Annotated in this window: 27 protein-coding genes; 24 read left to right on the top strand and 3 right to left on the bottom strand. The window is 64.7% G+C overall.

Annotated elements, in window-relative coordinates:
• Positions 1–8: 8 nt before the first annotated feature.
• Positions 9–1,931 (bottom strand): PrkA family serine protein kinase, encoded by a 1,923-nt coding sequence (locus VVD47_RS02880; RefSeq protein WP_327601892.1) that lies wholly within the window; start codon positions 1,929–1,931, stop codon positions 9–11.
• Between the two features lie 244 nt (positions 1,932–2,175).
• Between VVD47_RS02880 and VVD47_RS02875 the strand changes: the two genes are divergently transcribed.
• The 23 genes from VVD47_RS02875 (at position 2,176) to tatC (ending at position 17,903) form a co-directional block, all read left to right on the top strand.
• Positions 2,176–3,039: an ABC transporter ATP-binding protein gene (locus VVD47_RS02875; protein WP_443080925.1), complete on the top strand. Its 864-nt coding sequence runs from the start codon at positions 2,176–2,178 to the stop codon at positions 3,037–3,039.
• Positions 3,032–3,817, top strand: coding sequence for a lipid asymmetry maintenance ABC transporter permease subunit MlaE (mlaE, locus tag VVD47_RS02870; RefSeq protein WP_327601890.1), 786 nt, complete (start codon positions 3,032–3,034; stop codon positions 3,815–3,817). The genes VVD47_RS02875 and mlaE overlap by 8 nt, the downstream gene beginning before the upstream one ends.
• A 16-nt stretch (positions 3,818–3,833) precedes the next feature.
• On the top strand, positions 3,834–4,304 hold the full coding sequence (gene mlaD, locus VVD47_RS02865; RefSeq protein ID WP_327601889.1) for an outer membrane lipid asymmetry maintenance protein MlaD: 471 nt from the start codon (positions 3,834–3,836) through the stop codon (positions 4,302–4,304).
• 56 nt (positions 4,305–4,360) lie between these two features.
• Entirely contained in the window at positions 4,361–5,011 is a 651-nt protein-coding gene (locus VVD47_RS02860) for an MlaA family lipoprotein (RefSeq protein ID WP_327601888.1), read from the top strand.
• A gap of 14 nt (positions 5,012–5,025) precedes the next feature.
• Entirely contained in the window at positions 5,026–5,640 is a 615-nt protein-coding gene (locus VVD47_RS02855) for an MlaC/ttg2D family ABC transporter substrate-binding protein (protein WP_327601887.1), read from the top strand.
• Positions 5,640–5,966: an STAS domain-containing protein gene (locus tag VVD47_RS02850; protein ID WP_327601886.1), complete on the top strand. Its 327-nt coding sequence runs from the start codon at positions 5,640–5,642 to the stop codon at positions 5,964–5,966. The genes VVD47_RS02855 and VVD47_RS02850 overlap by 1 nt, the downstream gene beginning before the upstream one ends.
• Positions 5,947–6,867 carry an ABC transporter ATP-binding protein gene (locus tag VVD47_RS02845; protein WP_327601885.1) on the top strand — a complete coding sequence of 307 codons (921 nt, stop codon included), beginning with the start codon at positions 5,947–5,949 and terminating at the stop codon, positions 6,865–6,867. Before VVD47_RS02850 ends, VVD47_RS02845 begins: the two co-directional genes overlap by 20 nt.
• A gap of 37 nt (positions 6,868–6,904) precedes the next feature.
• Entirely contained in the window at positions 6,905–7,627 is a 723-nt protein-coding gene (locus VVD47_RS02840; protein WP_443080955.1) for an ABC transporter permease, read from the top strand.
• 21 nt (positions 7,628–7,648) lie between these two features.
• Positions 7,649–7,906: a BolA family protein gene (locus tag VVD47_RS02835; RefSeq protein WP_327601883.1), complete on the top strand. Its 258-nt coding sequence runs from the start codon at positions 7,649–7,651 to the stop codon at positions 7,904–7,906.
• A gap of 43 nt (positions 7,907–7,949) precedes the next feature.
• On the top strand, positions 7,950–9,200 hold the full coding sequence (gene murA / locus VVD47_RS02830) for a UDP-N-acetylglucosamine 1-carboxyvinyltransferase (RefSeq protein ID WP_327601882.1): 1,251 nt from the start codon (positions 7,950–7,952) through the stop codon (positions 9,198–9,200).
• Positions 9,201–9,216: 16 nt separating this feature from the next.
• The gene (gene hisG, locus VVD47_RS02825) at positions 9,217–9,861 is read left to right on the top strand and encodes an ATP phosphoribosyltransferase (protein WP_327601881.1); all 645 of its coding nucleotides are present in this window, start codon (positions 9,217–9,219) and stop codon (positions 9,859–9,861) included.
• Positions 9,858–11,174 carry a histidinol dehydrogenase gene (gene hisD, locus VVD47_RS02820; RefSeq protein WP_327601880.1) on the top strand — a complete coding sequence of 439 codons (1,317 nt, stop codon included), beginning with the start codon at positions 9,858–9,860 and terminating at the stop codon, positions 11,172–11,174. Before hisG ends, hisD begins: the two co-directional genes overlap by 4 nt.
• Before the next feature lie 62 nt (positions 11,175–11,236).
• Positions 11,237–12,304 (top strand): histidinol-phosphate transaminase, encoded by a 1,068-nt coding sequence (gene hisC, locus VVD47_RS02815; protein WP_327601879.1) that lies wholly within the window; start codon positions 11,237–11,239, stop codon positions 12,302–12,304.
• Between the two features lie 18 nt (positions 12,305–12,322).
• Positions 12,323–12,922: an imidazoleglycerol-phosphate dehydratase HisB gene (hisB, locus tag VVD47_RS02810; RefSeq protein ID WP_327601878.1), complete on the top strand. Its 600-nt coding sequence runs from the start codon at positions 12,323–12,325 to the stop codon at positions 12,920–12,922.
• A gap of 66 nt (positions 12,923–12,988) precedes the next feature.
• Positions 12,989–13,636, top strand: a complete 648-nt coding sequence (gene hisH, locus VVD47_RS02805) for an imidazole glycerol phosphate synthase subunit HisH (RefSeq protein ID WP_327601877.1) — start codon at positions 12,989–12,991, stop codon at positions 13,634–13,636.
• Between the two features lie 85 nt (positions 13,637–13,721).
• Positions 13,722–14,465: a 1-(5-phosphoribosyl)-5-[(5-phosphoribosylamino)methylideneamino]imidazole-4-carboxamide isomerase gene (gene hisA / locus VVD47_RS02800; RefSeq protein ID WP_327601876.1), complete on the top strand. Its 744-nt coding sequence runs from the start codon at positions 13,722–13,724 to the stop codon at positions 14,463–14,465.
• A gap of 3 nt (positions 14,466–14,468) precedes the next feature.
• Positions 14,469–15,227 carry an imidazole glycerol phosphate synthase subunit HisF gene (hisF, locus tag VVD47_RS02795; RefSeq protein WP_327601875.1) on the top strand — a complete coding sequence of 253 codons (759 nt, stop codon included), beginning with the start codon at positions 14,469–14,471 and terminating at the stop codon, positions 15,225–15,227.
• Complete coding sequence (gene hisI / locus VVD47_RS02790) at positions 15,224–15,625, top strand: phosphoribosyl-AMP cyclohydrolase (protein ID WP_327601874.1); 402 nt, start codon at positions 15,224–15,226, stop codon at positions 15,623–15,625. The genes hisF and hisI overlap by 4 nt, the downstream gene beginning before the upstream one ends.
• Before the next feature lie 16 nt (positions 15,626–15,641).
• Positions 15,642–15,968 carry a phosphoribosyl-ATP diphosphatase gene (locus VVD47_RS02785; RefSeq protein WP_327601873.1) on the top strand — a complete coding sequence of 109 codons (327 nt, stop codon included), beginning with the start codon at positions 15,642–15,644 and terminating at the stop codon, positions 15,966–15,968.
• Positions 15,969–15,981: 13 nt separating this feature from the next.
• A complete protein-coding gene (locus tag VVD47_RS02780) occupies positions 15,982–16,329 on the top strand; it encodes a histidine triad nucleotide-binding protein (RefSeq protein ID WP_327601872.1) in 348 nt (115 codons plus the stop codon).
• Positions 16,330–16,347: 18 nt separating this feature from the next.
• On the top strand, positions 16,348–16,566 hold the full coding sequence (gene tatA / locus VVD47_RS02775; RefSeq protein ID WP_327601871.1) for a Sec-independent protein translocase subunit TatA: 219 nt from the start codon (positions 16,348–16,350) through the stop codon (positions 16,564–16,566).
• Positions 16,567–16,625: 59 nt separating this feature from the next.
• Positions 16,626–17,150, top strand: a complete 525-nt coding sequence (tatB, locus tag VVD47_RS02770; protein ID WP_327601870.1) for a Sec-independent protein translocase protein TatB — start codon at positions 16,626–16,628, stop codon at positions 17,148–17,150.
• Positions 17,151–17,171: 21 nt separating this feature from the next.
• The gene (gene tatC / locus VVD47_RS02765; RefSeq protein WP_327601869.1) at positions 17,172–17,903 is read left to right on the top strand and encodes a twin-arginine translocase subunit TatC; all 732 of its coding nucleotides are present in this window, start codon (positions 17,172–17,174) and stop codon (positions 17,901–17,903) included.
• A gap of 19 nt (positions 17,904–17,922) precedes the next feature.
• On the opposite strand, the gene VVD47_RS02760 is transcribed toward tatC, so the two are convergent.
• The gene (locus VVD47_RS02760; protein WP_327601868.1) at positions 17,923–19,104 is read right to left on the bottom strand and encodes a Do family serine endopeptidase; all 1,182 of its coding nucleotides are present in this window, start codon (positions 19,102–19,104) and stop codon (positions 17,923–17,925) included.
• A 59-nt stretch (positions 19,105–19,163) separates the two neighbouring features.
• On the opposite strand from VVD47_RS02760, the gene VVD47_RS02755 reads away from it, so the two are divergent.
• Entirely contained in the window at positions 19,164–19,910 is a 747-nt protein-coding gene (locus VVD47_RS02755; protein ID WP_443080954.1) for a Nif3-like dinuclear metal center hexameric protein, read from the top strand.
• A 19-nt stretch (positions 19,911–19,929) separates the two neighbouring features.
• Here VVD47_RS02755 and VVD47_RS02750 read toward each other — a convergent pair whose 3' ends face one another.
• Positions 19,930–22,074: a type IV pilus assembly protein FimV gene (locus VVD47_RS02750; protein ID WP_327601866.1), complete on the bottom strand. Its 2,145-nt coding sequence runs from the start codon at positions 22,072–22,074 to the stop codon at positions 19,930–19,932.
• Positions 22,075–22,338 lie beyond the last annotated feature (264 nt).

Below are 22,338 nucleotides of genomic sequence, written 5' to 3'. Positions count from 1 at the left end.
GTCTATCGTCAGGACGATTTGCGGACGCGGAGATACCAGTCGCACAGCAGCCGTACCTGGTTCTCGGTGTAGCCCTTCTCCTTCATGCGGTTCACGAAGTCCTGGTGCTTCTTCTGCTCGTCGGTGCTGCCCTTCGGTGTGAAGGAGATGACCGGCAGCAGGTCTTCGGTATTGGAGAACATCTTCTTCTCGATCACCGCACGCAGCTTCTCGTAGGACGACCAGCTCGGGTTCTTGCCATGATTCTTGGCACGTGCCCGCAGCACGAAGTTCACCACCTCGTTGCGGAAGTCCTTCGGGTTGCTGATGCCGGCCGGCTTCTCGATCTTCTCCAGCTCGTCGTTCAGTGCCGAGCGGTCGAAGATCTCGCCGGTGTTCGGGTCACGGTATTCCTGGTCCTGGATCCAGAAGTCCGCATAGGTCACGTAGCGGTCGAAGATGTTCTGGCCGTACTCGGAATACGACTCGAGATAGGCGGTCTGGATCTCCTTGCCGATGAACTCGGCGTAGCGGGGTGCCAGGAATTCCTTGATGTACGCGGTGTAGCGCGCCTCGACTTCCGGTGCGTACTGTTCCTGCTCGATCTGCTGCTCCAGCACGTACATCAGGTGCACCGGGTTGGCGGCCACTTCGCGGTGATCGAAGTTGAACACCCGCGACAGCACCTTGAAGGCGAAGCGTGTGGACAGGCCGGTCATGCCTTCGTCGACGCCGGCGTAGTCACGGTATTCCTGGTAGCTCTTGGCCTTCGGGTCGGTGTCCTTCAGGTTCTCGCCGTCGTAGACGCGCATCTTCGAGAAGATGCTGGAGTTCTCCGGTTCCTTCATGCGCGAGAGCACGGCGAACTGGGCGAGCATCTTCAGCGTGTCCGGCGCACACGGCGCTTCGGCCAGCGAGCTGTTGACCAGCAGCTTGTCGTAGATCTTCACCTCGTCGGTGACACGCATGCAGTACGGCACCTTGACGGTGAAGATGCGGTCGAGGAAGGCCTCGTTGTTCTTGTTGTTCTTGAACTGCTGCCATTCCGACTCGTTCGAGTGGGCCAGCACCACGCCATCGAAGGGGATGGCGCCGAAGCCTTCCGTGCCCTTGTAGTTGCCTTCCTGGGTGGCGGTCAGCAAGGGGTGCAACACCTTGATGGGCGCCTTGAACATTTCCACGAATTCCAGCAAGCCGCGGTTGGCCAGGCACAGGCCGCCGGAATAGGAGTAGGCGTCCGGGTCGTTCTGCGAGTACTGCTCCAGCTTGCGGATGTCGATCTTGCCGACCAGCGAGGAAATGTCCTGGTTGTTCTCGTCGCCCGGTTCGGTCTTGGCCACCGCGGTCTGTGTCAGTGCGGTGGGCCGCAGTTTCACCACGCGGAACCTGGTGACGTCGCCGTTGAACTCGTGCAGGCGCTTGACCGCCCAGGGCGACATGATGGTGTTGAGGTAGCGGCTGGGAATCCCGTAGTCGTCCTCGAAGATCTTGCCGTCTTCCAGCGGGTCGAACAGGCCGAGCGGCGATTCGTGCACCGGCGAACCCTTGATCGCGTAGAAGGGGACTTTCTCGATGAGCGACTTCAGCTTCTCCGCTAGCGAGCTCTTGCCGCCGCCGACGGGGCCGAGCAGGTAGAGGATCTGCTTCTTTTCCTCCAGCCCCTGCGCGGCGTGGCGGAAATACGCCACGATGTTCTCGATCACTTCCTCCATTCCGTAGAACTCGCGGAAGGCGGGATAGATCTTGATGACCTTGTTGGAGAAGATGCGCGAGATGCGCGGGTCGAGGCGGGTGTCGACCATTTCCGGCTCGCCGATCGCCATCAGCATGCGTTCAGCTGCCGTCGCGTAGGCCGAGCGATCGCTCTTGCAGATTTCGAGGTACTCCTGCAGGGAGTATTCCTCTTCCTTGCTGGCTTCGAAACGGGCTTGGTACGCGCTGAAAATGCTCATCTGCCACCTCCATCGGTTGTGTGAAACCGCGCACGTCACCGGGTAGAAACGCGCGGGGCGTCATCAGGACTTACGGCTCTTGGACGCATGCCTTGAGTCAGGAGTTTCGTCACCCGTCACCGACATTGTCGAAGCCGCGGGCGTCGTTGCCTCACTCGGAGTAAAGCAGGTGGCGTGCCCGTTGGCGAGGCCGGCGTGAAGATGCATTGTGCGCCGCCAGAGCAGACTGACGCGGCGTGATAAAATGCGCGGAAAAGCCATAAGCCGTCTTACGGACAACTCCTTGACCAGTCTTTCGCCCGACCTCGCCCCGGTCGTCGACATCCGTGATCTCCACTTCCGCTACGACGCACGCGATGTGCTGCGTGGCATCAACCTGCGCGTACCGCGCGGCAAGGTGGTGGCCATCATGGGCGGATCCGGCTGCGGCAAGACGACCTTGATGCGCCTGATCGGCGGTCAGCTGCGCGCGCGCGGCGGGGAACTGAAGGTCTTTGGCGAGTCGATAGCCGACATCAATCGCGAACGGTTATACGACCTGCGTCGCCGCATGGGCATGTTGTTCCAGTTTGGTGCGTTGTTCACCGACATGTCCGTCTATGACAACGTCGCCTTCCCGCTGCATGAACATACCGAACTGCCCGAAGAGCTCATTCGCGACCTGGTGTTGATGAAGCTGCACGCAGTCGGCCTGCGCGGTGCGGCGCACCTGATGCCCAGCGAGCTGTCCGGCGGCATGGCGCGGCGCGTGGCGCTGGCGCGTACGGTGGCGCTGGACCCGCAGCTGATCATGTACGACGAGCCCTTCGCGGGCCTGGATCCGATCTCGCTGGGCGTCATCGGTCAGTTGATCCGTCGCCTCAACGACGCACTCGGCGCCAGCTCCATCGTGGTGACCCACGACGTGCAGGAATCCCTGCAGATCGTCGACTACATCTACTTCGTGTCGGAGGGCCGCATCATCGCCGAGGGCACGCCGGACGAAATCCGCGCGTCGACCGACCCCTGGGTGCACCAGTTCGTGTGGGGAGAGGTGGACGGTCCGGTGCCCTTCCAGTACCCGGCCCGCCCTTACCGTGAAGCACTGCTGGGAAGTGCGGATGCCTGAAATCCTGTTGCGCCCCTTCGTCCGCCTCGGGCACTCGGTAGTGTCCGCCATCTGGCGGCTGGGTTTTGCCTCGCGCTTCCTGGCAGCCATCGTGCTGATGTCGGGGACCACCTTCCGCCGGCCCTACCTGCTGATGCGGGAGATCTACTTCTCCGGCGTGCTGTCGCTGATCATCATCCTCGTGTCCGGGCTGTTCGTCGGCATGGTGTTGGCCCTGCACGGCTACGACACCCTCAGCCGCTACGGTTCCGAAGAGTGGCTAGGCGTGCTGGTCGCCCTGTCCCTGACGCGGGAACTGGGGCCGGTACTGGCCGGTCTGCTGTTCGCCAGCCGGGCAGGTTCGGCCATCACGGCCGAGATCGGGCTGATGAAGGCCACGGAGCAGCTGTCCGCCATGGACATGATGGCGGTGAACCCGGTGGCGCGCGTCGTGGCGCCGCGCTTCTGGGGCGGGGTGATTTCGATGCCCCTGCTGGCCGCCATGTTCTCGGCCATGGGAGTGCTGGGCGGCTACCTCGTAGGGGTGGTGCAGATCGGCGTGGATCCCGGCAGTTTCTGGTCGCAGATGCAGTCACAGGTGGATTTCGAGCGCGACGTCCTCGGGGGCGTCGTCAAAAGCGTGGTCTTCGGTATCGCGGTGGCGCTGATCGCGGTGTTCGAAGGTTACGACTCGGACGCCACGGCCGAGGGCGTTTCGCGTGCGACGACCCGTACTGTCGTCACGTCGGCGCTGGTCATCCTTGGCCTGGATTTCGTCCTCACGGCGTTCATGTTCTGAAGCAATCGGGAATTCGATGAAACGGACAACCATTGATTTGTGGGTGGGTATCTTCGTGGCGATGGGCATCGCGGCGCTGTTCTTCCTGGCCGTCCAGGTGGGCAATCTGCGTGGCACCGAGATTGTCGAGCCGTACGAGCTGCAGGCCCGCTTCGACAACATAGGCGGCCTCAAGCCGCGTGCGCCGGTACGCAGCGCGGGCGTGGTGATCGGTCGCGTGCACCACATCGACTACGACAGCGAACGCTTCCAGGCGGTGGTGGTCATGAACATCGACCATCGCTACACCTTTCCGAAAGACACCTTTGCCACTATCAACACCTCCGGCCTGCTCGGCGAGCAGTACATCGGGATGGAGCCGGGCGGCGACGAGGCATTGCTGCAGCCGGGCGATACGATGATGAAGACCCAGTCGGCCGTCGTGCTGGAGAAGCTCATCAGCCAGTTCATGTTCAGCAAGGCAGCGGAAGGTACTGCACCGAAATGATGTTGCGCCGTTGCCTGTCAGTGCTCGTTCTCCTGGTCGGGTTGAACGGTGTCGCCATGGCCCAGGAGGGTCTGCGCGATCCACGTGATCCGTGGGAAAAATTCAACCGCGGCGTCTATGCCTTCAACGACGCGGCCGACACCTACGTGCTGAAGCCGGTGGCCGAGACCTACGTGGCGGTCACGCCGCTGCCGGCCCGTACCTGGGTTGCCAACTTCCTGGGCAATTTCGGCGATACCTGGATTGCTTTCAACAACCTGCTGCAAGGCAAGTTCGGCGATGCCGCGTCCGATGTCGGGCGTATCCTCGTCAATTCCACGGTGGGCATCCTCGGCACCTTCGACGTCGCCAGCGAAATGGGGCTTGAGAAGCACGACGAGGATTTCGGCCAGACGCTTGCAGTCTGGGGCGTGGGTGGTGGTCCCTTCGTGGAGGTTCCGCTCTTCGGCCCGCGTACCTTGCGTGACGGCGCGGCGCTGTTCGTGGACAAGTATGTCGATCCATTCCGGATCATCGACCGCGTGGCGGTGCGCAACACCATGGCCGGCATGCAGATCGTCAGCGACCGGAGCTTCCTGCTGGGGGCAGAGACGGTGCTCGACAACGCAGCCCTCGACAAGTACGCCTACCGACGCGATTTCTACCTGAAGCGTCGTACCTATCTCATCTACGACGGCAACCCGCCGCGCGATGACGAGGAGGAATGATGAAAGGACTATCCATGAAATTCCTGAAAGCCTGTGTGGCCCTGTTGGCCACGGTATCGCTGTCCGTGTCCGCCAACGACCTGGCGCCTGACGCGCTGATCAAGCAGGTCAGCGACGAAGTGCTGCAGATCGTGCGCAACGACAAGGCCATCCAGGCCGGCGACATGAAGCGCATCAGCGAGGTGGTGGACTCCAAGATGCTGCCGAACGTGAACTTCCAGCGCATGACTTCGCTGGCAGTTGGCCGTGACTGGCGTACGGCGACCCCGCAACAGCAGGCCGACCTGAGCGCGGAGTTCAAGACCCTGCTGATCCGCAGCTACGCTGGCGCGCTGTCGAACTACCGTGACCAGCAGATCGTCTTCAAGCCGTTCAAGATGAAGCCGGAAGAGACCGACGTGCTGGTCCGCACCGAAGTGCGCCAGCCCGGCGCCCAGCCGGTGGCCATCGACTACAACGTGATGAAGATGCCGGAAGGCTGGAAGATCTACGACGTGGCGGTGGCCGGCGTCAGCCTGGTGACCAACTATCGCGACGAGTTCGGCCGCGAGATCCGCGCCAACGGTATCGATGGCCTCATCAAGACCTTGCGCGACAAGAACCGCTCGGCGGAGCAGGCCAAGAAGTAATGATTGCGGTACGCGAAGGCACCCTTTTCATCGAAGGGCCCGTCACCCAGGCAACCGCCGGCGAGTTGCTGTACGCCGGCATGGGCCAGCTTGCGGAGGCGGACTTCCGGCTCGACCTGTCGGCGGTGACCGCGGTCGACTCCTGTGCCCTCGCGCTGTTGATCGCCTGGCTGCGCTGCGCAGAAGCCAGTGCGCGACGACTCGTCATCCTCAACCTGCCGGCACCGCTGGTGTCCCTGGCGGGTCTCTACGGTGTCGATGGTCTTCTGACTGAAACGGCTACCAGTGCCGACGACGATCTGACCCATGTCCTCGACCGCCACTGACATCCCGGCCATCCGGGTGCGGGGCGCACAGAAGTCGTATGGTTCCCTGCAGGCGCTTGCCGGTGTCGACCTCGACATCCAGCAAGGTGAATTCTTCGGCCTGCTCGGGCCGAACGGCGCCGGCAAGACCACGCTGATCTCCGCCTTGGCGGGTCTGGTACGGCTGAGCAGCGGGCGCATTTCGGTGATGGGCCACGACGTCGTCAATGGCTACCGCGACGCCCGCCGCATGCTGGGCGTGGTGCCGCAGGAGCTGGTGTTCGACCCGTTCTTCACGGTACGCGAGATGCTGCGCATCCAGGCCGGCTATTTCGGCTTGCGCAACCAGGACGACTGGATCGACGAACTGCTGGCCAACCTGGATCTCACCAGCAAGGCCAACGCCAACATGCGTGCGCTGTCCGGCGGCATGAAGCGACGCGTGCTGGTGGCCCAGGCGCTGGTGCATAAACCGCCGGTCATCGTGCTGGACGAGCCTACCGCAGGGGTGGACGTCGAATTGCGGCAGGGCCTGTGGGCCTTCATCCGCAAGCTCAACGCCGCCGGCCACACCATCGTGCTGACCACGCACTACCTGGAAGAAGCCGAAACCCTGTGCAACCGCATCGCCATGCTCAAGGCCGGGCGGGTCATCGAGCTGGATACGACGGCCAACCTGTTGCGCCGGCTGCGCAGCCACGCACTGCGCGTCACATTCGGCGCCCCCCTGGAGCTGCCGACAGCATTGCGCGACCGTACGCCGGTGATCGACGGGCTGAGCTACTGCTTCGCCTTCGATGACTACGCCGAAGTCGAGCCGTTGCTGGCCGCACTGCGTCAGGCTGGCGGCGTGCCGATGGAGATCGAGGTGGTCAAGCCCGATCTCGAGCAGGTCTTCGTAGACCTGGTCAACAGGGACTGAGACCGTGATCGCTTTCCGCACCCTGCTGTACAAGGAAATGCTGCGTTTCTGGAAGGTCGCCTTCCAGACCGTCGCCGCGCCGGTGCTCACCGCCATCCTCTATCTGGCGATCTTCTCGCACGTGCTGTCCGACAAGGTCACCGTGTATGGCGCGCTGAACTACACCCACTTCCTGGTGCCCGGGCTGGTGATGATGTCGGTGCTGCAGAACGCCTTTTCCAACAGCTCCTCGTCGCTGATCCAGAGCAAGATCACCGGCAACATCATCTTCGTGCTGCTGCCGCCGTTGTCTTACCGCGAGTTCTTCTGTGCCTACGTGCTGGCCTCGGTGACCCGCGGCGTGGCGGTGGGTATCGGCGTATGGCTGGCTTCGTTGCCCTTCGCCAGCATCGGCCTGGCCCATCCCGTGTGGGTGCTGGCCTTCGTGCTGATGGGCGGGGCGATCCTCGGCACCCTTGGCGTCATCGCCGGAATCTGGGCCGACAAGTTCGACCAGCTCGCCACCTTCCAGAACTTCATCATCATGCCGCTGACCATGCTGTCGGGCGTGTTCTACTCCATCCATTCCCTGCCGGCTTTCTGGCAGACCGTCTCGCATTTCAACCCGTTTTTCTTCATGATTGACGGCTTCCGCTTCGGCTTTTTCGGTATTTCGGACGTTTCCCCTTGGCTCAGCCTGCTGGTCGTGGGGAGCTGCTTCATTTTCCTGTCGCTGCTCTGTCTCGAAATGCTGCGGCGTGGCTACAAGCTGCGCGGCTGACCGGATTTTCACTGGACTGACATGTTTCAAGCATCCGAAATCAAGCGCCTGATCGAAGAAGGCATGCCCTGCGACTACGTCGAGATCGTCGGCGACGACGGCGTGCATTTTTCCGGCATCGTCGTGAGTGCCGGCTTCGAAGGCAAGCTGCGGGTCCGCCAGCACCAGGCGGTGTACGCCACCCTGGGCCCGCTGATGGGCAACGAGATCCATGCCCTGCAATTGCAGACCTACACCCCGGCCCAGTGGGCCGATTTCCAGCGCGAGCTGGGTGAATGAACGAGCAGGGCGGTTGAAGCCGTCCGCGAGCTGAAACAGAAACATGGACAAACTCCTGATTACCGGTGGTGCCCGCCTCAACGGCGAGACCGCCATCTCTGGCGCCAAGAACGCCGCGCTGCCCATCCTGTGTGCGGCCTTGCTGACCCGTGAGCCGGTCACCATCACCAACGTGCCGTCGTTGAACGACACCCGCACGCTGCTGAAGCTGCTGGAAGAAATGGGCGTGAAGACGCAGCGCGAGGGCGACACCGTGCGCCTGGATGCCGGCGAGATCACCAACCCGATGGCGTCCTACGAGCTGGTGAAGACCATGCGTGCGTCCGTGCTGGTGCTCGGCCCGCTGGTGGCGCGCTGCGGCCAGGCGCAGGTGAGCCTGCCCGGCGGCTGCGGCATCGGCGCCCGCCCGGTGGACCAGCACATCAAGGGCCTGCAGGCCATGGGCGCGGAGATACGCGTCGAACATGGCTACATGCATGCCACGGCGCGTCGCCTGAAGGGCGCCCGCATCTTCACCGACATGGTGACGGTGACCGGCACCGAGAACCTCATGATGGCCGCCTGCCTGGCCGACGGCGAGACGATCATCGAGAACGCTGCTCGCGAGCCGGAAGTGGTGGACCTCGCCAACTGTCTCATTTCCATGGGCGCCCAGATTTCCGGCGCCGGCACCGACAAGATCCGCATCCGTGGCGTCGAGGCCCTGCATGGTGCGACCCATGCCGTGATGCCGGACCGCATCGAAACCGGCACCTACCTGTGTGCCGCCGCGGCCACCGGGGGCGACATCCGCCTGACCAACACCTCGGCGGCCTACCTGGACGCGGTCGTCGACAAACTGATGGATGCCGGCTGCGACATCACCATCGAGCGCGACGCGATCCGCCTCAAGGGGCCGGCAAGGCTCAATGCGGTGAGCATCCGCACCGCGCCATACCCGGCCTTCCCGACCGACATGCAGGCGCAGTTCATGGCCATCAACTGCGTGGCCAACGGTACGGCGGTGATCCGCGAGACCATTTTCGAGAACCGCTTCATGCATGCCGTGGAGCTGCAGCGCCTGGGCGCCGACATCAAGATTGACGGCAACACGGCGGTAGTCACGGGCGTGCAACGCCTGCTTGGCGCCACGGTCATGGCGACCGATCTGCGCGCTTCGGCCAGCCTGGTGATTGCCGGCCTGGCGGCGGAAGGCGAGACGCTGGTGGACCGCATCTACCACCTCGACCGTGGCTACGAGAAACTGGAAACCAAACTTGCCGCGCTGGGCGCCAACGTGCGCCGCGTGAGCTGAACGACGGAAACGATCTGTGAATCCCGGCATCACCCTGGCCCTCTCCAAGGGCCGCATCTTCGAAGAAACCCTGCCGCTGCTCGCGGCCGCCGGCATCGTGCCGGACGAGAACCCCGAGCAGTCGCGCAAGCTGATCATCGGCACCAACCGCCCGGACGTGCGCCTGGTGATCGTGCGCGCCACCGATACGCCGACCTACGTGCAGTACGGCGCGGCGGACCTCGGCATCGCCGGCAAGGACGTGCTGCTGGAGCATGGCGGTGCCGGCCTGTACCAGCCGCTGGACCTCAACATCGCCAAGTGCCGCCTGTGCGTGGCGGCACCCAAGGGCTTCGACTACGAAGCGGCGATCCAGCGGGGTGCGCGCATCCGCGTCGCCACCAAGTACATCAAGACCGCGCGCGAGCACTTCGCCGCCAAGGGCGTGCACGTCGACCTCATCAAGCTCTACGGCTCGATGGAGCTGGCGCCGCTGGTGGAGCTGGCCGACGCCATCGTCGACCTCGTATCCACCGGTGGCACGTTGCGCGCCAACAACCTGGTCGAGGTGGAAGACATCATGCCGATCAGCTCGCGCCTGGTGGTGAACCAGGCCGCGCTGAAGGTGAAGCGCGAGTTGCTGCAACCCATCCTCGACGCCTTCGCAGGAGCCATCAAGTGAGCACCCGCCGCATCCACCGCCTCGACGCGAGTGCCGCCGGTTTCGACGCGCAACTCGATGCCTTGCTGCACTTCGACCAGGGCACCGACGACGCCGTCCAGCAGGCGGTGACCGAAGTGCTGGCCGCCGTGCGCAAGCAGGGCGATGCGGCGGTGGTGGAATACACGCGCAAGTTCGACAAACTGGATGTTGCCGGCATTGAGGCGCTTGATCTGCCGCGCCGCGAGTTGCAGGTCGCGCTCGACGGCCTGTCGAAGGAACAGCGTGCGGCGCTGGAGACCGCCGCGGAGCGCGTGCGCGTCTACCACGAACGGCAGCTGCTGCAGTCCTGGACTTTCCAGGAGGCCGACGGCACGCGCCTGGGCCAGAAGGTCACGCCGCTGGATCGCGTCGGCCTGTACGTGCCAGGCGGCAAGGCCAGCTATCCCAGTTCCGTGCTGATGAACGCCATTCCGGCCAAGGTGGCCGGCGTCGGCGAGCTGATCATGGTGAGCCCGACGCCACGCGGTGAGCGCAACCCGCTGGTGCTGGCCGCTGCGGCCATCACGGGAGTGGACCGCGTCATCACCATCGGCGGTGCCCAGGCCGTGGCTGCACTGGCCTACGGCACGCAGAGCATCCCGCAGGTGGACAAGATCGTCGGCCCCGGCAATGCCTACGTGGCCGAAGCCAAGCGCCGGGTGTTCGGCACGGTCGGCATCGACATGGTGGCCGGTCCGTCCGAGGTGCTGATCATTTCCGACGGCACGGGTGAGCCGGACTGGGTGGCGATGGACCTGTTCGCCCAGGCCGAGCATGACGAGGTGGCGCAATCCATCCTGCTGTGCACCGATGCGGATTTCATCGAGCGCGTGGCGCACTCCATCGAGCGCCTGCTGCCGACCATGCCGCGCGCGGAGATCATCGCCGCCTCGCTGGCCAATCGTGGCGCGCTGGTCAAGGTGGCCTCGCTCGATCAGGCCTGCGAGCTCGCCAACCGCATCGCGGCCGAGCACCTTGAACTGTCGCTGGCGGATGCCGAACCCTGGGTCGAGAAGATCCGCCATGCCGGCGCGATCTTCATCGGTCACCACTCCGTGGAAGCGCTGGGCGACTACTGCGCCGGCCCGAACCACGTGCTGCCGACCATGCGCAGCGCGCGCTTCTCGTCGCCGCTGGGCGTGTATGACTTCCAGAAACGCAGCAGCCTGATCCACATGTCGCAGGCCGGTGCCCGTGCCCTGGCGCCGGTGGCCGCCACGCTGGCCTATGGCGAGGGCTTGCAGGCGCATGCGCGTTCTGCAGAAATGCGCGCGGAAGGCCACGCGGACTGATACCTTCCGCCTGCAGCCTTACCGATCGTCCGCCCCAACCCGCCCAGCTTCGAACTGACGCCATGAGCACGCGCCCGCAAGACCTTGTCCGCCCCGAAGTCCTCGCCCTGACGGCCTATCACGTGCCGCCGGCAACCGGGATGATCAAGCTCGACGCGATGGAGAACCCCTACCATCTGCCCGAGCGCCTGCGCGATGCGCTGGCGGACATCGTGCATGGCGTGTCGCTCAACCGTTATCCGGACGCCTCCTGCAGCCAGCTCAAGGGAGCTTTGCGCAGGGCCTTCGATGTGCCGGAGGCGAGCGGGCTGGTGCTGGGCAACGGCTCGGACGAACTGATCCAGATCGTCGCCATGGCGCTGGCGAAGCCCGGCGCAGTGCTGGTGGCGCCGGAGCCCAGCTTCGTCATGTACCGCCAGATCGCCGCCTTCTGCGGCCTGCGCTACGTCGGTGTACCGCTGCGCGAGGATTTCTCGCTGGACCTGTCGGCGATGCTGGAAGTGATCGGCCGTGAGCAGCCCGCAGCGGTGTTCCTGGCCTATCCGAACAACCCGACCGGCAACCTGTTCCCGGCGAGCGACGTGGAAGCGATCATCCGCGCCACGCCGGGCGTGGTGGTGGTGGACGAAGCCTATGCACCGTTTGCCAGCACCTCCTTCATGTCGCGGGTGCCGGAGTTCGCCAATCTTGTCGTGATGCGCACCGTGTCCAAGATGGGCCTGGCGGCGCTGCGGCTGGGCTACATGGTCGGCGCGCCGGCCTGGATGGACGAATTCGAGAAGCTGCGCCTGCCCTACAACATCAGTGCCTTGTCGCAGGCCATCGCCAACCGCCTGCTCGACGAGCGCGAGGCGCTGGACAACCAGGCCGCTGCCATCGTCGCCGAGCGCGCCCGCGTGCAGCGGGAGCTGGCGGCGATGAAGGGCGTTACCGTATTTCCCAGTCAGGCCAATTTCCTGTTGTTCCGCCTCCCGGAGGCCGCCCGCATCCATGCAGGTTTGAAGTCGCGGCGGATTCTGATAAAAAACCTGGATGGCAGCCATCCCATGCTGGCCGACTGCCTGCGCGTCACGGTAGGCACTCCGACCGAGAACGATGCCTTCCTTTCCGTACTCGGCGAACTCGTCTGAACGATTTACCTTTCAATCATGACTGCTAGCGCACGCACCGCGGAAGTTGTCCGCAACACCCTGGAGACGCAGATCCGCGTCGCCGTGAACCTCGATGGCACCGGCGTCGGCAAGCTGGACACCGGCGTCCCCTTCCTCGACCACATGCTCGACCAGATCGTCCGCCACGGTCTGATCGACCTGGAGGTGGAAGCCAAGGGTGACCTGCATATCGACGCGCACCACACCGTCGAGGACACCGGCATCACCCTGGGCCAGGCGATCGCCAAGGCCGTCGGTGACAAGCGCGGCATCCTGCGCTATGGCCACGCCTACGTGCCGCTGGACGAGGCGCTGTCGCGCGTGGTGGTGGATTTTTCCGGCCGCCCGGGCCTGACCATGAACGTCGATTTCACCCGTGCCCGCATCGGCGACTTCGACGTAGACCTGACCCGCGAATTCTTCCAGGGCTTCGTCAATCACGCTGGCGTCACGCTCCACATCGACAACCTGCGTGGCATCAACGCCCACCACCAGTGCGAAACCGTGTTCAAGGCCTTCGCCCGCGCACTGCGTTTCGCGCTGGAGCGCGATCCGCGTTCGGCCGGCCAGATGCCCTCCACCAAAGGCACGCTCTGACCGCATCGATGTTTTCCGGGAGGCGCCCGAGGCGCTTCCCGCCTTTATCCGATTACCAGCATTGAAATGAAAGTCGTCATCGTCGATTACGGAATGGGCAACATCCGCTCGGTTGCCAAGGCCATCGAGCACGTCGCCCCCGAAGCATCGGTCGTCGTGACCAGCGACGCCGCCGTCGTACGCGCCGCCGACCGCGTGGTGGTGCCGGGGCAGGGCGCCATGCACGACTGCATGCGCGAGTTCCTGGCCCGTGACCTGCGCCAGTGCGTGGAGGAGGCCGCCGCCAGCAAGCCCTTCTTGGGCGTCTGCGTCGGCATGCAGATGCTGTTCGAGCACTCCGAGGAGGGCGACACGCCGGGCCTCGCGATCCTGCCCGGCCGCGTGCGTCGCTTCCCCAACGGCATGACCGACGATGCGGGCAACCGCCTCAAGGTGCCCCACATGGGCTGGAACGAGGCGGAAATCCCGACCGGCCACCCGGTGTGGCAGGGGCTGGAGGCGAACGAGCGCTTCTATTTCGTGCACAGCTATTACTGTGACCCGCGTTTCGACACGCCTGCCACAGCCGGCGCCATCAAGGTCCAGGCCCGCTATGGCCTGCCCTTTACCTGTGCTGTGGTGCAAGATAATATCGTCGCAGTCCAGTTCCACCCGGAAAAGAGCGCCCGTGCGGGTTTGCAGCTACTCGCCAACTTCATGAATTGGCAGCCTTGAGTCTTACGACACGCAAGCCTTCGCACATTCAAACAGCGCCTTCCGATCCCACCCGTTCGCCTTTCGCCCGACCTCCCGTTCCGCCATGCTTCTGATCCCCGCCATCGACCTCAAGGACGGCCACTGTGTCCGTCTGCGCCAGGGTGACATGCAGGATGCCACCGTGTTTTCCGAAGACCCGGGCGCCATGGCCCGCCATTGGCTCGACCAGGGGGCGCGTCGCCTGCACCTCGTCGACCTCAATGGCGCAGTGGCCGGCAAGCCGAAGAACGAGCCGGCCATCAAGGCCATCGTGAAGGAGCTGGGCGACGAGATCCCCATCCAGCTCGGCGGCGGCATCCGCGACCTGGACACCATCGAGCGCTATCTCGATGACGGCATTACCTACATCATCATCGGCACCGCCGCGGTGAAGAATCCCGGCTTCCTGCACGACGCCTGCAGCGCATTCCCTGGCCACATCATCGTCGGCCTGGACGCCAAGGACGGCAAGGTGGCGGTGGACGGCTGGTCCAAGATGACCGGCCACGACGTGATCGACCTCGCCAAAAAGTTCGAGGACTACGGCGTCGAAGGCGTGATCTACACCGACATCGGTCGTGACGGCATGCTCAACGGCGTGAACATCGAGGCGACCGTGAAGCTGGCGCAGGCGTTGCGCATCCCGGTCATCGCCAGCGGTGGTATCGGCTCGCTGGACGACATCGACGCGCTGTGTGCCGTCGAGGAAGAAGGCATCACCGGTGCCATCACCGGCCGCGCGATCTACGAAGGCAAGCTGGATTTCAAGGCTGCGCAGGAGAGGGCGGACGCCAAGAGCGCCGCGTGATCCATGCTCGCCAAGCGCATCATTCCCTGTCTTGACGTCACCGCCGGCCGGGTCGTCAAGGGTACGAACTTCCTGGAACTGCGCGATGCGGGCGATCCGATCGAAGTCGCGCGCCGCTACAACGAACAGGGCGCCGACGAACTGACCTTCCTCGACATCACCGCCAGTTCGGACGAGCGCGACATCATCCTGCACGTCGTCGAGCAGGTGGCCGAACAGGTCTTCATTCCCCTCACCGTGGGTGGTGGCGTGCGCAGCGTCGCCGACGTGCGTCGCCTGCTGAACGCCGGTGCCGACAAAGTGAGCATGAACAGCGCCGCCGTACAGAACCCGGACCTCGTCGCCGAAGCTTCCGGCAAGGTCGGCAACCAGTGCATCGTGGTCGCCATCGACGCCAAGCAGACCTCGCCGGGCAAGTGGGAAGTCTTTACCCACGGTGGCCGCAAGAACACCGGCCTGGACGCCATCGAATGGGCGCGCAAGGTCGAGTCGCTGGGCGCGGGTGAGATCCTGCTGACCAGCATGGACCGCGATGGCACCAAGAGCGGTTTCGATCTCGCCCTGACCCGCGCGGTGGCGGATGCCGTCGGCATTCCAGTCATCGCCAGTGGTGGCGTGGGCGACCTGTCGCACCTCGCCGACGGTGTGAGCCAGGGCGGCGCCGACGCCGTGCTGGCCGCCAGCATCTTCCATTACGGTGAGTACACCGTGCGCCAGGCCAAGGAGTTCATGCAGGGACGCGGCATCGAGGTGCGCCTGTGATGGAAGACACCCGCTGGCTCAACCAGGTGCAATGGGACGAGCAGGGACTGGTTCCGGTCATCACGCAGGATGCCGCGAGCGGCGAGGTGCTGATGTTCGCGTGGATGAACCGCGAAGCCCTGTCGTTGACCGCCGAGCATGGCGAAGCGGTGTACTGGTCCCGTTCGCGTCGCAAGCTGTGGCACAAGGGCGAAGAGTCCGGCCACATCCAGAAAGTTCGCGACATCCGGATCGACTGTGACAGCGACGTCGTTCTGCTGAAGGTGGAGCAGGTGGGCGGCATCGCCTGTCACACCGGTCGGCGCAGCTGTTTCTTCCAGCAGTACCTCAGTGAAGGGCGCTGGGAGCCGGTCGAGCCGGTATTGAAGGACCCCGACCAGATCTATCGCAAGGACTGACGCGGAGCGCCTCACCATGATCGACCCCGAAATCCTGCAACGCCTGTCTGCCACGCTGGCGGAGCGCAAGAACGCGTCCGCCGATTCGTCCTACGTCGCCAGCCTGTATGCGAAAGGCACCGACGCCATCTGCAAGAAGGTGGCGGAGGAAGCGGCGGAAACGATCATGGCAGCCAAGGACGGCGAACTGCGCCACATCGTCTACGAAGTGACCGACCTGTGGTTCCACTCGCTGATCCTGCTGGCGCAGTTCGGCCTGTCGGCCGACGACGTGCTGGCCGAATTCCGCCGCCGCGAGGGCATCTCCGGTATCGACGAGAAGGCCGCGCGCGGCAAGAAGTGACAGGAGCCTGACGATGAGTGACTGCCTTTTCTGCCGCATCGTACGTGGCGAGATTCCCGCGACGAAAGTCTACGAGGACGACCAGATCCTGGCCTTCAAGGACATCGCGCCGAAAGCGCCGGTGCACATACTCGTCATTCCGAAACAACATATCGCTACGCTGTCGGACGTTCGCAGCGAAGATAGTGCCGTGCTCGGCCATCTGCTCGCTGTGACGCCGCGGATTGCAGGCGAGCAGGGTTGCTCGGATGGCTTCCGCAGCATCATCAACACCGGAAGGGTGGGTGGGCAGGAGGTGTATCATCTTCACCTGCATATCCTGGGTGGCGACACGCCGCTTCCGGCCATGCTCAAGTATTGATTTTCGGAGAATTTTGAAATGGGTTCCTTCAGCATCTGGCACTGGTTGATCGTCCTGGTCATCGTGTTGCTGGTATTCGGCACCAAGAAGCTGCGCAACCTGGGTGAAGACCTGGGCGGTGCGGTCAAGGGCTTCAAGCAAGGCATGAAGGACGGCGACGCTGCGGTGGACAACAAGACCGAGCAGATCGGTGGCCAGACCATCGACGCACCCGCCCGCGAAAAGGACAAGGCCTGAGCCTTCCTCTCCATCAGGCGGCCCGCATGCCTGCATGCGCCGCCTGAACCCCGACTCCCATGTTCGATATCGGTTTTTCTGAACTGGCCATCATCGGTCTGGTGGCGCTCATCGTCATCGGTCCCGAGGAATTGCCGCGTGTGGCCAGGACGGTCGGCCATCTGCTGGGCCGCCTGCGCCGCTATGTGTCCGATGTGAAGTCCGACATCAGCCGCGAGATGGAGTTCGCCGAGCTGCATCGCATGAAGGACGAAGTGCAGGATGCGGCGCGCAGCTTCGAGCAGAGCATCAACGATCAGGCCCGTGCTTTTGATCAGGAGATGCGGGAAGCCGTGGCGCCGATTGGCGATGCGCTGGCGGACACCAGGGCCAGCCTGCATGGACTGGCCCATGATCCGGCTTCCGCGACGCCCGAGCTTGCTGCCGCTGCTCCCGATGCCGAGGTGTCCGTGGCCGCGCTGCCGGAAAACACCTCCTTGCCGACCGACTCCGAGCAGGACGCTCGCGACGAAAACCAGCTGGACCTGTTCGGTGGCTCGCCTGCGGTTACTGCCGTACCGGCAGAGCCGGTTTCCCGCTCCTGACCCTCTGCCCCGAGCCTGCCCGTGGACGCTCCGCAAGACTCTTTCCTGTCCCATCTGATCGAACTTCGCAACCGGGTCATCAAGGCCGTCGGTGCGTTGATGGTCGTCTTTCTCTGCCTGATGCCGTGGTCGTCGGCGATCTACGACCTGCTGGCGCAGCCGATGATGGTTGCCCTGCCAGAGGGCACGAAGATGATCGCGACCGGCGTGGTGACGCCGTTCTTCGTGCCGATCAAGGTCACGTTGATGGCTGCGTTCATCCTGGCGCTGCCGGTGATCCTGTACCAGGCCTGGGCCTTCATCGCGCCGGGGCTCTATGCGCATGAGCGCCGCTTCGCGCTGCCGCTGGTGGTGGCCAGCACGCTGCTGTTCCTCGCGGGCATGGCGTTCTGCTATTTCTTCGTCTTCCAGACCGTCTTTCACTTTATCGCGACCTTCGCGCCCAAGAGCATCACGCCTGCGCCGGACATCGAGCAGTACCTGTCCTTCGTGCTGACGATGTTCCTGGCTTTCGGCGTGACCTTCGAGGTGCCGATCGCGGTGATCCTGCTGGTGAAAACGGGCATCGTCACGGTGCAGAAGCTGACCGAGATCCGTCCCTACGTGATCGTCGGTGCCTTCGTGATTGCTGCGGTGGTGACACCGCCGGACGTGGCCTCGCAGATCATGCTGGCGGTGCCGATGTGCATCCTCTACGAGGTGGGCATCATCGTGTCGCGCCTGATCCAGCGCGGCGAAACGGTCAAGGCCTGAACCGGCCCGGGCAGGACGCTCAGCGTTCGCTGCTGTTCGGGCGACGCGCCACCTGCAGGCGCGATTCGAACTGCTTGCCTTTGCGCACGACGATAACCTTCACGGTGCGACCAGGTGCCTGGGCAGCGACCGCTTCCAGCATCCGCTGGGGGTTGGTGATGATGCGGTCATCCACGCTCACCAGCACATCGCCGGGTTCGATACCCGCCTGAGCGGCCGGGCCGCCGCGCATCACGCCGGCGATCAACGCGCCTTCACGCGGCAGGGCAAAGGACTCGGCCAGTTCCGGCGTGATCTCCTGCACTTCCACGCCGATCCAGCCGCGCGTCACGCCACCGGTCTGCACGATCTGGTCCAGCACATTGCGCGCAAGCGACACCGGAATGGCGAAGCCGATGCCGAGCGAGCCGCCAGAGCGCGAGTAGATCGCCGAGTTGATGCCGACCAGGTTGCCGTCTGCATCGACCAGCGCGCCACCGGAGTTGCCGGGATTGATGGCCGCGTCGGTCTGGATGAAGTTCTCGAAGGTGTTGATGCCCAGATGCGAACGTCCCAGGGCGCTGACGATCCCCATGGTGACTGTCTGGCCTACGCCGAAGGGATTGCCGATCGCGAGCACCACGTCACCCACCTTGAGGTTGTCGTTCTCTGCGAAGGTCACGGTCGGCAGCGCCTTACCTGCTTCGATGCGCAGCACGGCCAGATCGGTTTCCGGGTCGCGGCCGACGATCTTCGCAAGGTGCTTGCTGCCATCGTGCATGGCCACCTCGATCTCGTCGGCGGCCTCCACCACGTGGTTGTTGGTGAGGATGTAGCCGTCCTGGCTGACCACCACGCCCGAGCCAAGGCCGGAGGCGCGTCGCTCCGGCTGGGTTTCGCCGCCGCGATCGCCGAAGAAATGGCGGAACAGGGGATCGTTCTGGAAAGGGTGGCGCTGCGCTTTGACTTCCTTGCTGGTGAAGACGTGCACGACGGACGGCAGCGCCTGCCGGGCTGCCTCGGCATAACTCGGGACCGCGGCAGTACGTTCAATCGCGGGCGCCGTCGGCGCGCCGGTGATCGAGAACGGCAGCTGGGCCGCCTGCGGCGGCGTCTTGCCGTCGGTACGGCTCAGCCATTCCGGCTTGAAGGTGCTCACCACGAAAAGGAGCGCCAGAGCCACGGTGACGGACTGCGCAAAGATGAGCCACAGGCGCTGCATAATCGCTATCGGAATGTGATCTGAACGGGACGGGTATGAATCGGGAGACAGGCCGCATCATCGAACGCACGGCCTTGCGGGATTTTCTGGACAAGCTTTTTGATTGCGCCCGCGTGAAGGATTATTGTCCAAACGGTCTGCAAGTGGAAGGTTGCGAAGAGGTCCGCAAAGTCGTGTGCGGTGTCACCGCCAGCCAGGCGCTGATCGACCACGCGATTGCCGAAGGGGCGGACACGATCATCGTGCACCACGGCTATTTCTGGCGCGGCGAGGATAGCCGCGTCCTGGGGATCCGCAAGCAGCGGCTGGCGGCCTTACTGGCGCACGACATCAACCTGTTTGCGTTCCACCTGCCGTTGGACCTTCACCCGGAACTCGGCAACAACGTGCAACTGGCCCAGGTGCTGGACTGGCGGGTCACCGGACGTCGCGGCGAACAGGATCTGGTTTTCGTCGGCGAGCCGGAGCAGCCGCTCACGCTGGGCGAGATGCAGGCGATGATCAGCGAGCGCCTTGGGCGTGAAGCCTTGCTGGTTGGCGATGCGGCTCGCCTCGTGCGTCGCCTGGCCTGGTGCACCGGCGGCGCCCAGGGCTACCTGGACGATGCGGTCGAGGCCGGCGTGGATCTGTACGTATCCGGCGAGATCTCCGAAAAGACCGTGCACCTTGCGCGGGAGAGCGGGGTGGCCTACATCGCGGCAGGCCACCATGCGACCGAGCGCTACGGCATCCGCGCGCTGGCGCAATACCTGCGCGACAGCCTGGGGCTGGATGCGGGTTTCGTGGACATCGACAACCCGGCCTGAACGCGTGGCGGAAACCGCACTAGTGCTTGGGCGGCTCTTCCGGCTCCAGCGGGTCGAGATCGTCCAGGTTGATGTTGAGCGTGTTGGATAGCTCGGACATGTCCAGTTCGAAATCCAGCGTCTTGCTGTTGGTGGGCACCCAGGTGCCGGTACCGGCGGCTGCGGCGGCCACCGGCAGGGTGGGCGTGGCGGGTGTCGCCTCGGGCGCCGGAGCGCCCGGCGCAGCGTCCGGTCGATACGCCCCGAGCTGGCCTTCGAGGATTGCCAGCAGCAACAGCATTTCGTCGACGATGGCCAGCGGGAAGCCCTGGCGCGTCCCCTGGCGGTTATCCCGCAACAGCTCGTGCAGGTAGGCCTGGCATTCCGGCTTGCCCCAGGTCGCGCAGACCTTGTCGCGGATGTGCGCAATGTTCTCCAGCGATTCCGGTGCGCGCAGGGCCACCTCGAAATCGTCCCAGGTCACCGGTTTGACGTTGAACGTCTTGTTGAGCTGGCCGGTCAGTGCCTCGAATTCGGCGCGCAAGTCCGCAGCCTTGTAGACCTCCAGCAGCTTGATCCACGGCTTGACGGCCTGCTTGGGATTGGCACGGATGAACTCGGCGAGGGTCTGGGCGGCCCCATGGACCCGGCCGAAGGACATCATGATCTCGGCCAGTTCGACCGCGGAATCGTGCTCCTCTGCCTCATCCTCGATCTGGAGTACCGAGGGCGGCCCCAGGCTGGCGTGCGACAGCGGGCCGATCGCACCATCGATGGCGGTGGAGGTCGCAGCCGCAACCGGGCCGGCGTTCTGCGGCTGGTCGGGCCAGATGTCTGCCGCCGTGAGTGGCGCAAGGAGGACATCCTCGTCGCGGTCCTGCTCCACGTCGGTGTGCGCGGAAACGGGCAGGGGAATCGTTGCCGGGCCGGCTTCATCCTGGCGCCGGCGATAGCCGCGCCATCCCAGCCAGCCCAGGAGGGCGACGAGGGCGGCTACCAGGAGCGCGTAGCGCGTCGTTTCCGCTGACAGCCAGCCTGGCATCCAGGAGGTGCCGGGCGCGGACGCTGTATCGACCGTCGCAACGGGCGGCGTGGCCTGGGACTGCGCCTGGATCTGCGCTTCCAGGCGGTTGGCATCGGCCTGCAACCGTGCCTGCATGGCTTCGAGCTGGCGCAGCTTCTCCGTCATCTCCAGCTGGGTGCTGATCTTCTCGTCCAGCGTGGCGATCAGCTGCAACTCCGTGCGCAGCCGTTCCCGCTCCGCTTCACCAAGCTCCTGGCGGGATTCGATGATGGTGGACAGGCGCAGGCTGGCGTCGTCGCCACTGTCGACTCGCAGGCGGTCGGTACCGGCCGGCTCGGCAGGTGCCGGCGCGGCCTGGCGTTGCCGGGGCGCGGGTTCGACGGGGCGCGGCCCGGCGGGACGCGTACTTGCGGATGCCGGGGCGGGAGCGGGAGCCGGGTTGGCTCGTGCCACGGCGCGCGCATCCGGAATCACCAGTTCGGTCCCCGCGGGCAAGAGGGCGTCCGGGTTGCCGCGCGCGTCCGGATTGAGTGCGCGCAAGGCCTGCACGAAGCGTCGCTGCATGCGACGGTCGTCCGGGTACAGGACCGCGGCAATATTGGCCGGACTCTCGCCCTCGACGGTGGTCCAGGTACTGGCGGTTGCCGGCCTGTCGGGGGGCGGCGGCGCTGCGCTCGGACGGGATGTAATGGGCGCGGCAATGGGTGCAGCGACCGGCTCGGTGACGGCGGCAGCGAGCGATGGCGTAGCCGCGGGTGGATCGAGCAGCAGGGTGTAATCGCGACGCAACTGGGCGCCGCAGGTGGCGCGCACCGCGAAAGCGAGCGCCGGGTGGTAGATGGGCCGCGTGCTGGTGATGACCAGGGTTGGCACGCCATTCAGCGTCTGCAGGCTGAGGCGGCCTTCGGCGAGGCCGGGCAATCCATCGGATGCCGGGCCTGCGGCAGCAAGGCGGAAACACTCTGGCTCGACGGTTTCGCCCGGGCCGGGTTGTACGGTGATATCGACCCGGAGCAGATCGCCGATGCGACTGCTGCTGCGCGCCTCGCCGAGCCCGATGGCCATCAGGGGGTTGGCATGCCATGCCGCCAGCAGCGCGAGGGCCAGTCGCCCGAGATGCGGGGAGCAGGGGCTTGCCGGGCGAGGGGCGGTCGCCGGCATGGGGTGTCGTGGCGCTGCAGGGAGGGTGGCGCGACGCAGGGTCATCATGAAAGCGCGATTCTAGAACACTCGTCGTCCTGCTTTGGCCTGAAATGAAGCCTTCCCCGTGTCCTATTGCTTCGAACATGCCATCTGGAGGCGACTCCGCTGCCATGAAGGCCACCAGACCTTGTGCCCCGCGACGCAAAGAAGTCTCATTGCGCTACAATCGCCGGCTGACTTCCGGGCCTTGCAAATGCGTGCGCCGCGGAGTGTTCAACCAGC

The sequence above is a fragment of the Uliginosibacterium sp. H1 genome (genome assembly GCF_036017065.1).
Taxonomy (GTDB): domain Bacteria; phylum Pseudomonadota; class Gammaproteobacteria; order Burkholderiales; family Rhodocyclaceae; genus Uliginosibacterium.
This window is presented reverse-complemented; position numbering and strand designations above follow the sequence as displayed.

Excerpts from the sequence above, each read along its gene's own strand:
- VVD47_RS02880 (WP_327601892.1), bottom strand. The coding sequence starts at position 1,931 with ATGAGCATTTTCAGCGCGTACCAAGCCCGTTTCGAAGCCAGCAAGGAA.
- VVD47_RS02875 (WP_443080925.1), top strand. The coding sequence starts at position 2,176 with ATGCGCGGAAAAGCCATAAGCCGTCTTACGGACAACTCCTTGACCAGT.
- mlaE (WP_327601890.1), top strand. The coding sequence starts at position 3,032 with ATGCCTGAAATCCTGTTGCGCCCCTTCGTCCGCCTCGGGCACTCGGTA.
- mlaD (WP_327601889.1), top strand. The coding sequence starts at position 3,834 with ATGAAACGGACAACCATTGATTTGTGGGTGGGTATCTTCGTGGCGATG.
- VVD47_RS02860 (WP_327601888.1), top strand. The coding sequence starts at position 4,361 with ATGGCCCAGGAGGGTCTGCGCGATCCACGTGATCCGTGGGAAAAATTC.
- VVD47_RS02855 (WP_327601887.1), top strand. The coding sequence starts at position 5,026 with ATGAAATTCCTGAAAGCCTGTGTGGCCCTGTTGGCCACGGTATCGCTG.
- VVD47_RS02850 (WP_327601886.1), top strand. The coding sequence starts at position 5,640 with ATGATTGCGGTACGCGAAGGCACCCTTTTCATCGAAGGGCCCGTCACC.
- VVD47_RS02845 (WP_327601885.1), top strand. The coding sequence starts at position 5,947 with ATGTCCTCGACCGCCACTGACATCCCGGCCATCCGGGTGCGGGGCGCA.
- VVD47_RS02840 (WP_443080955.1), top strand. The coding sequence starts at position 6,905 with ATGCTGCGTTTCTGGAAGGTCGCCTTCCAGACCGTCGCCGCGCCGGTG.
- VVD47_RS02835 (WP_327601883.1), top strand. The coding sequence starts at position 7,649 with ATGTTTCAAGCATCCGAAATCAAGCGCCTGATCGAAGAAGGCATGCCC.
- murA (WP_327601882.1), top strand. The coding sequence starts at position 7,950 with ATGGACAAACTCCTGATTACCGGTGGTGCCCGCCTCAACGGCGAGACC.
- hisC (WP_327601879.1), top strand. The coding sequence starts at position 11,237 with ATGAGCACGCGCCCGCAAGACCTTGTCCGCCCCGAAGTCCTCGCCCTG.
- hisB (WP_327601878.1), top strand. The coding sequence starts at position 12,323 with ATGACTGCTAGCGCACGCACCGCGGAAGTTGTCCGCAACACCCTGGAG.
- hisH (WP_327601877.1), top strand. The coding sequence starts at position 12,989 with ATGAAAGTCGTCATCGTCGATTACGGAATGGGCAACATCCGCTCGGTT.
- hisA (WP_327601876.1), top strand. The coding sequence starts at position 13,722 with ATGCTTCTGATCCCCGCCATCGACCTCAAGGACGGCCACTGTGTCCGT.
- hisF (WP_327601875.1), top strand. The coding sequence starts at position 14,469 with ATGCTCGCCAAGCGCATCATTCCCTGTCTTGACGTCACCGCCGGCCGG.
- VVD47_RS02785 (WP_327601873.1), top strand. The coding sequence starts at position 15,642 with ATGATCGACCCCGAAATCCTGCAACGCCTGTCTGCCACGCTGGCGGAG.
- VVD47_RS02780 (WP_327601872.1), top strand. The coding sequence starts at position 15,982 with ATGAGTGACTGCCTTTTCTGCCGCATCGTACGTGGCGAGATTCCCGCG.
- tatA (WP_327601871.1), top strand. The coding sequence starts at position 16,348 with ATGGGTTCCTTCAGCATCTGGCACTGGTTGATCGTCCTGGTCATCGTG.
- tatB (WP_327601870.1), top strand. The coding sequence starts at position 16,626 with ATGTTCGATATCGGTTTTTCTGAACTGGCCATCATCGGTCTGGTGGCG.
- VVD47_RS02760 (WP_327601868.1), bottom strand. The coding sequence starts at position 19,104 with ATGCAGCGCCTGTGGCTCATCTTTGCGCAGTCCGTCACCGTGGCTCTG.
- VVD47_RS02750 (WP_327601866.1), bottom strand. The coding sequence starts at position 22,074 with ATGCCGGCGACCGCCCCTCGCCCGGCAAGCCCCTGCTCCCCGCATCTC.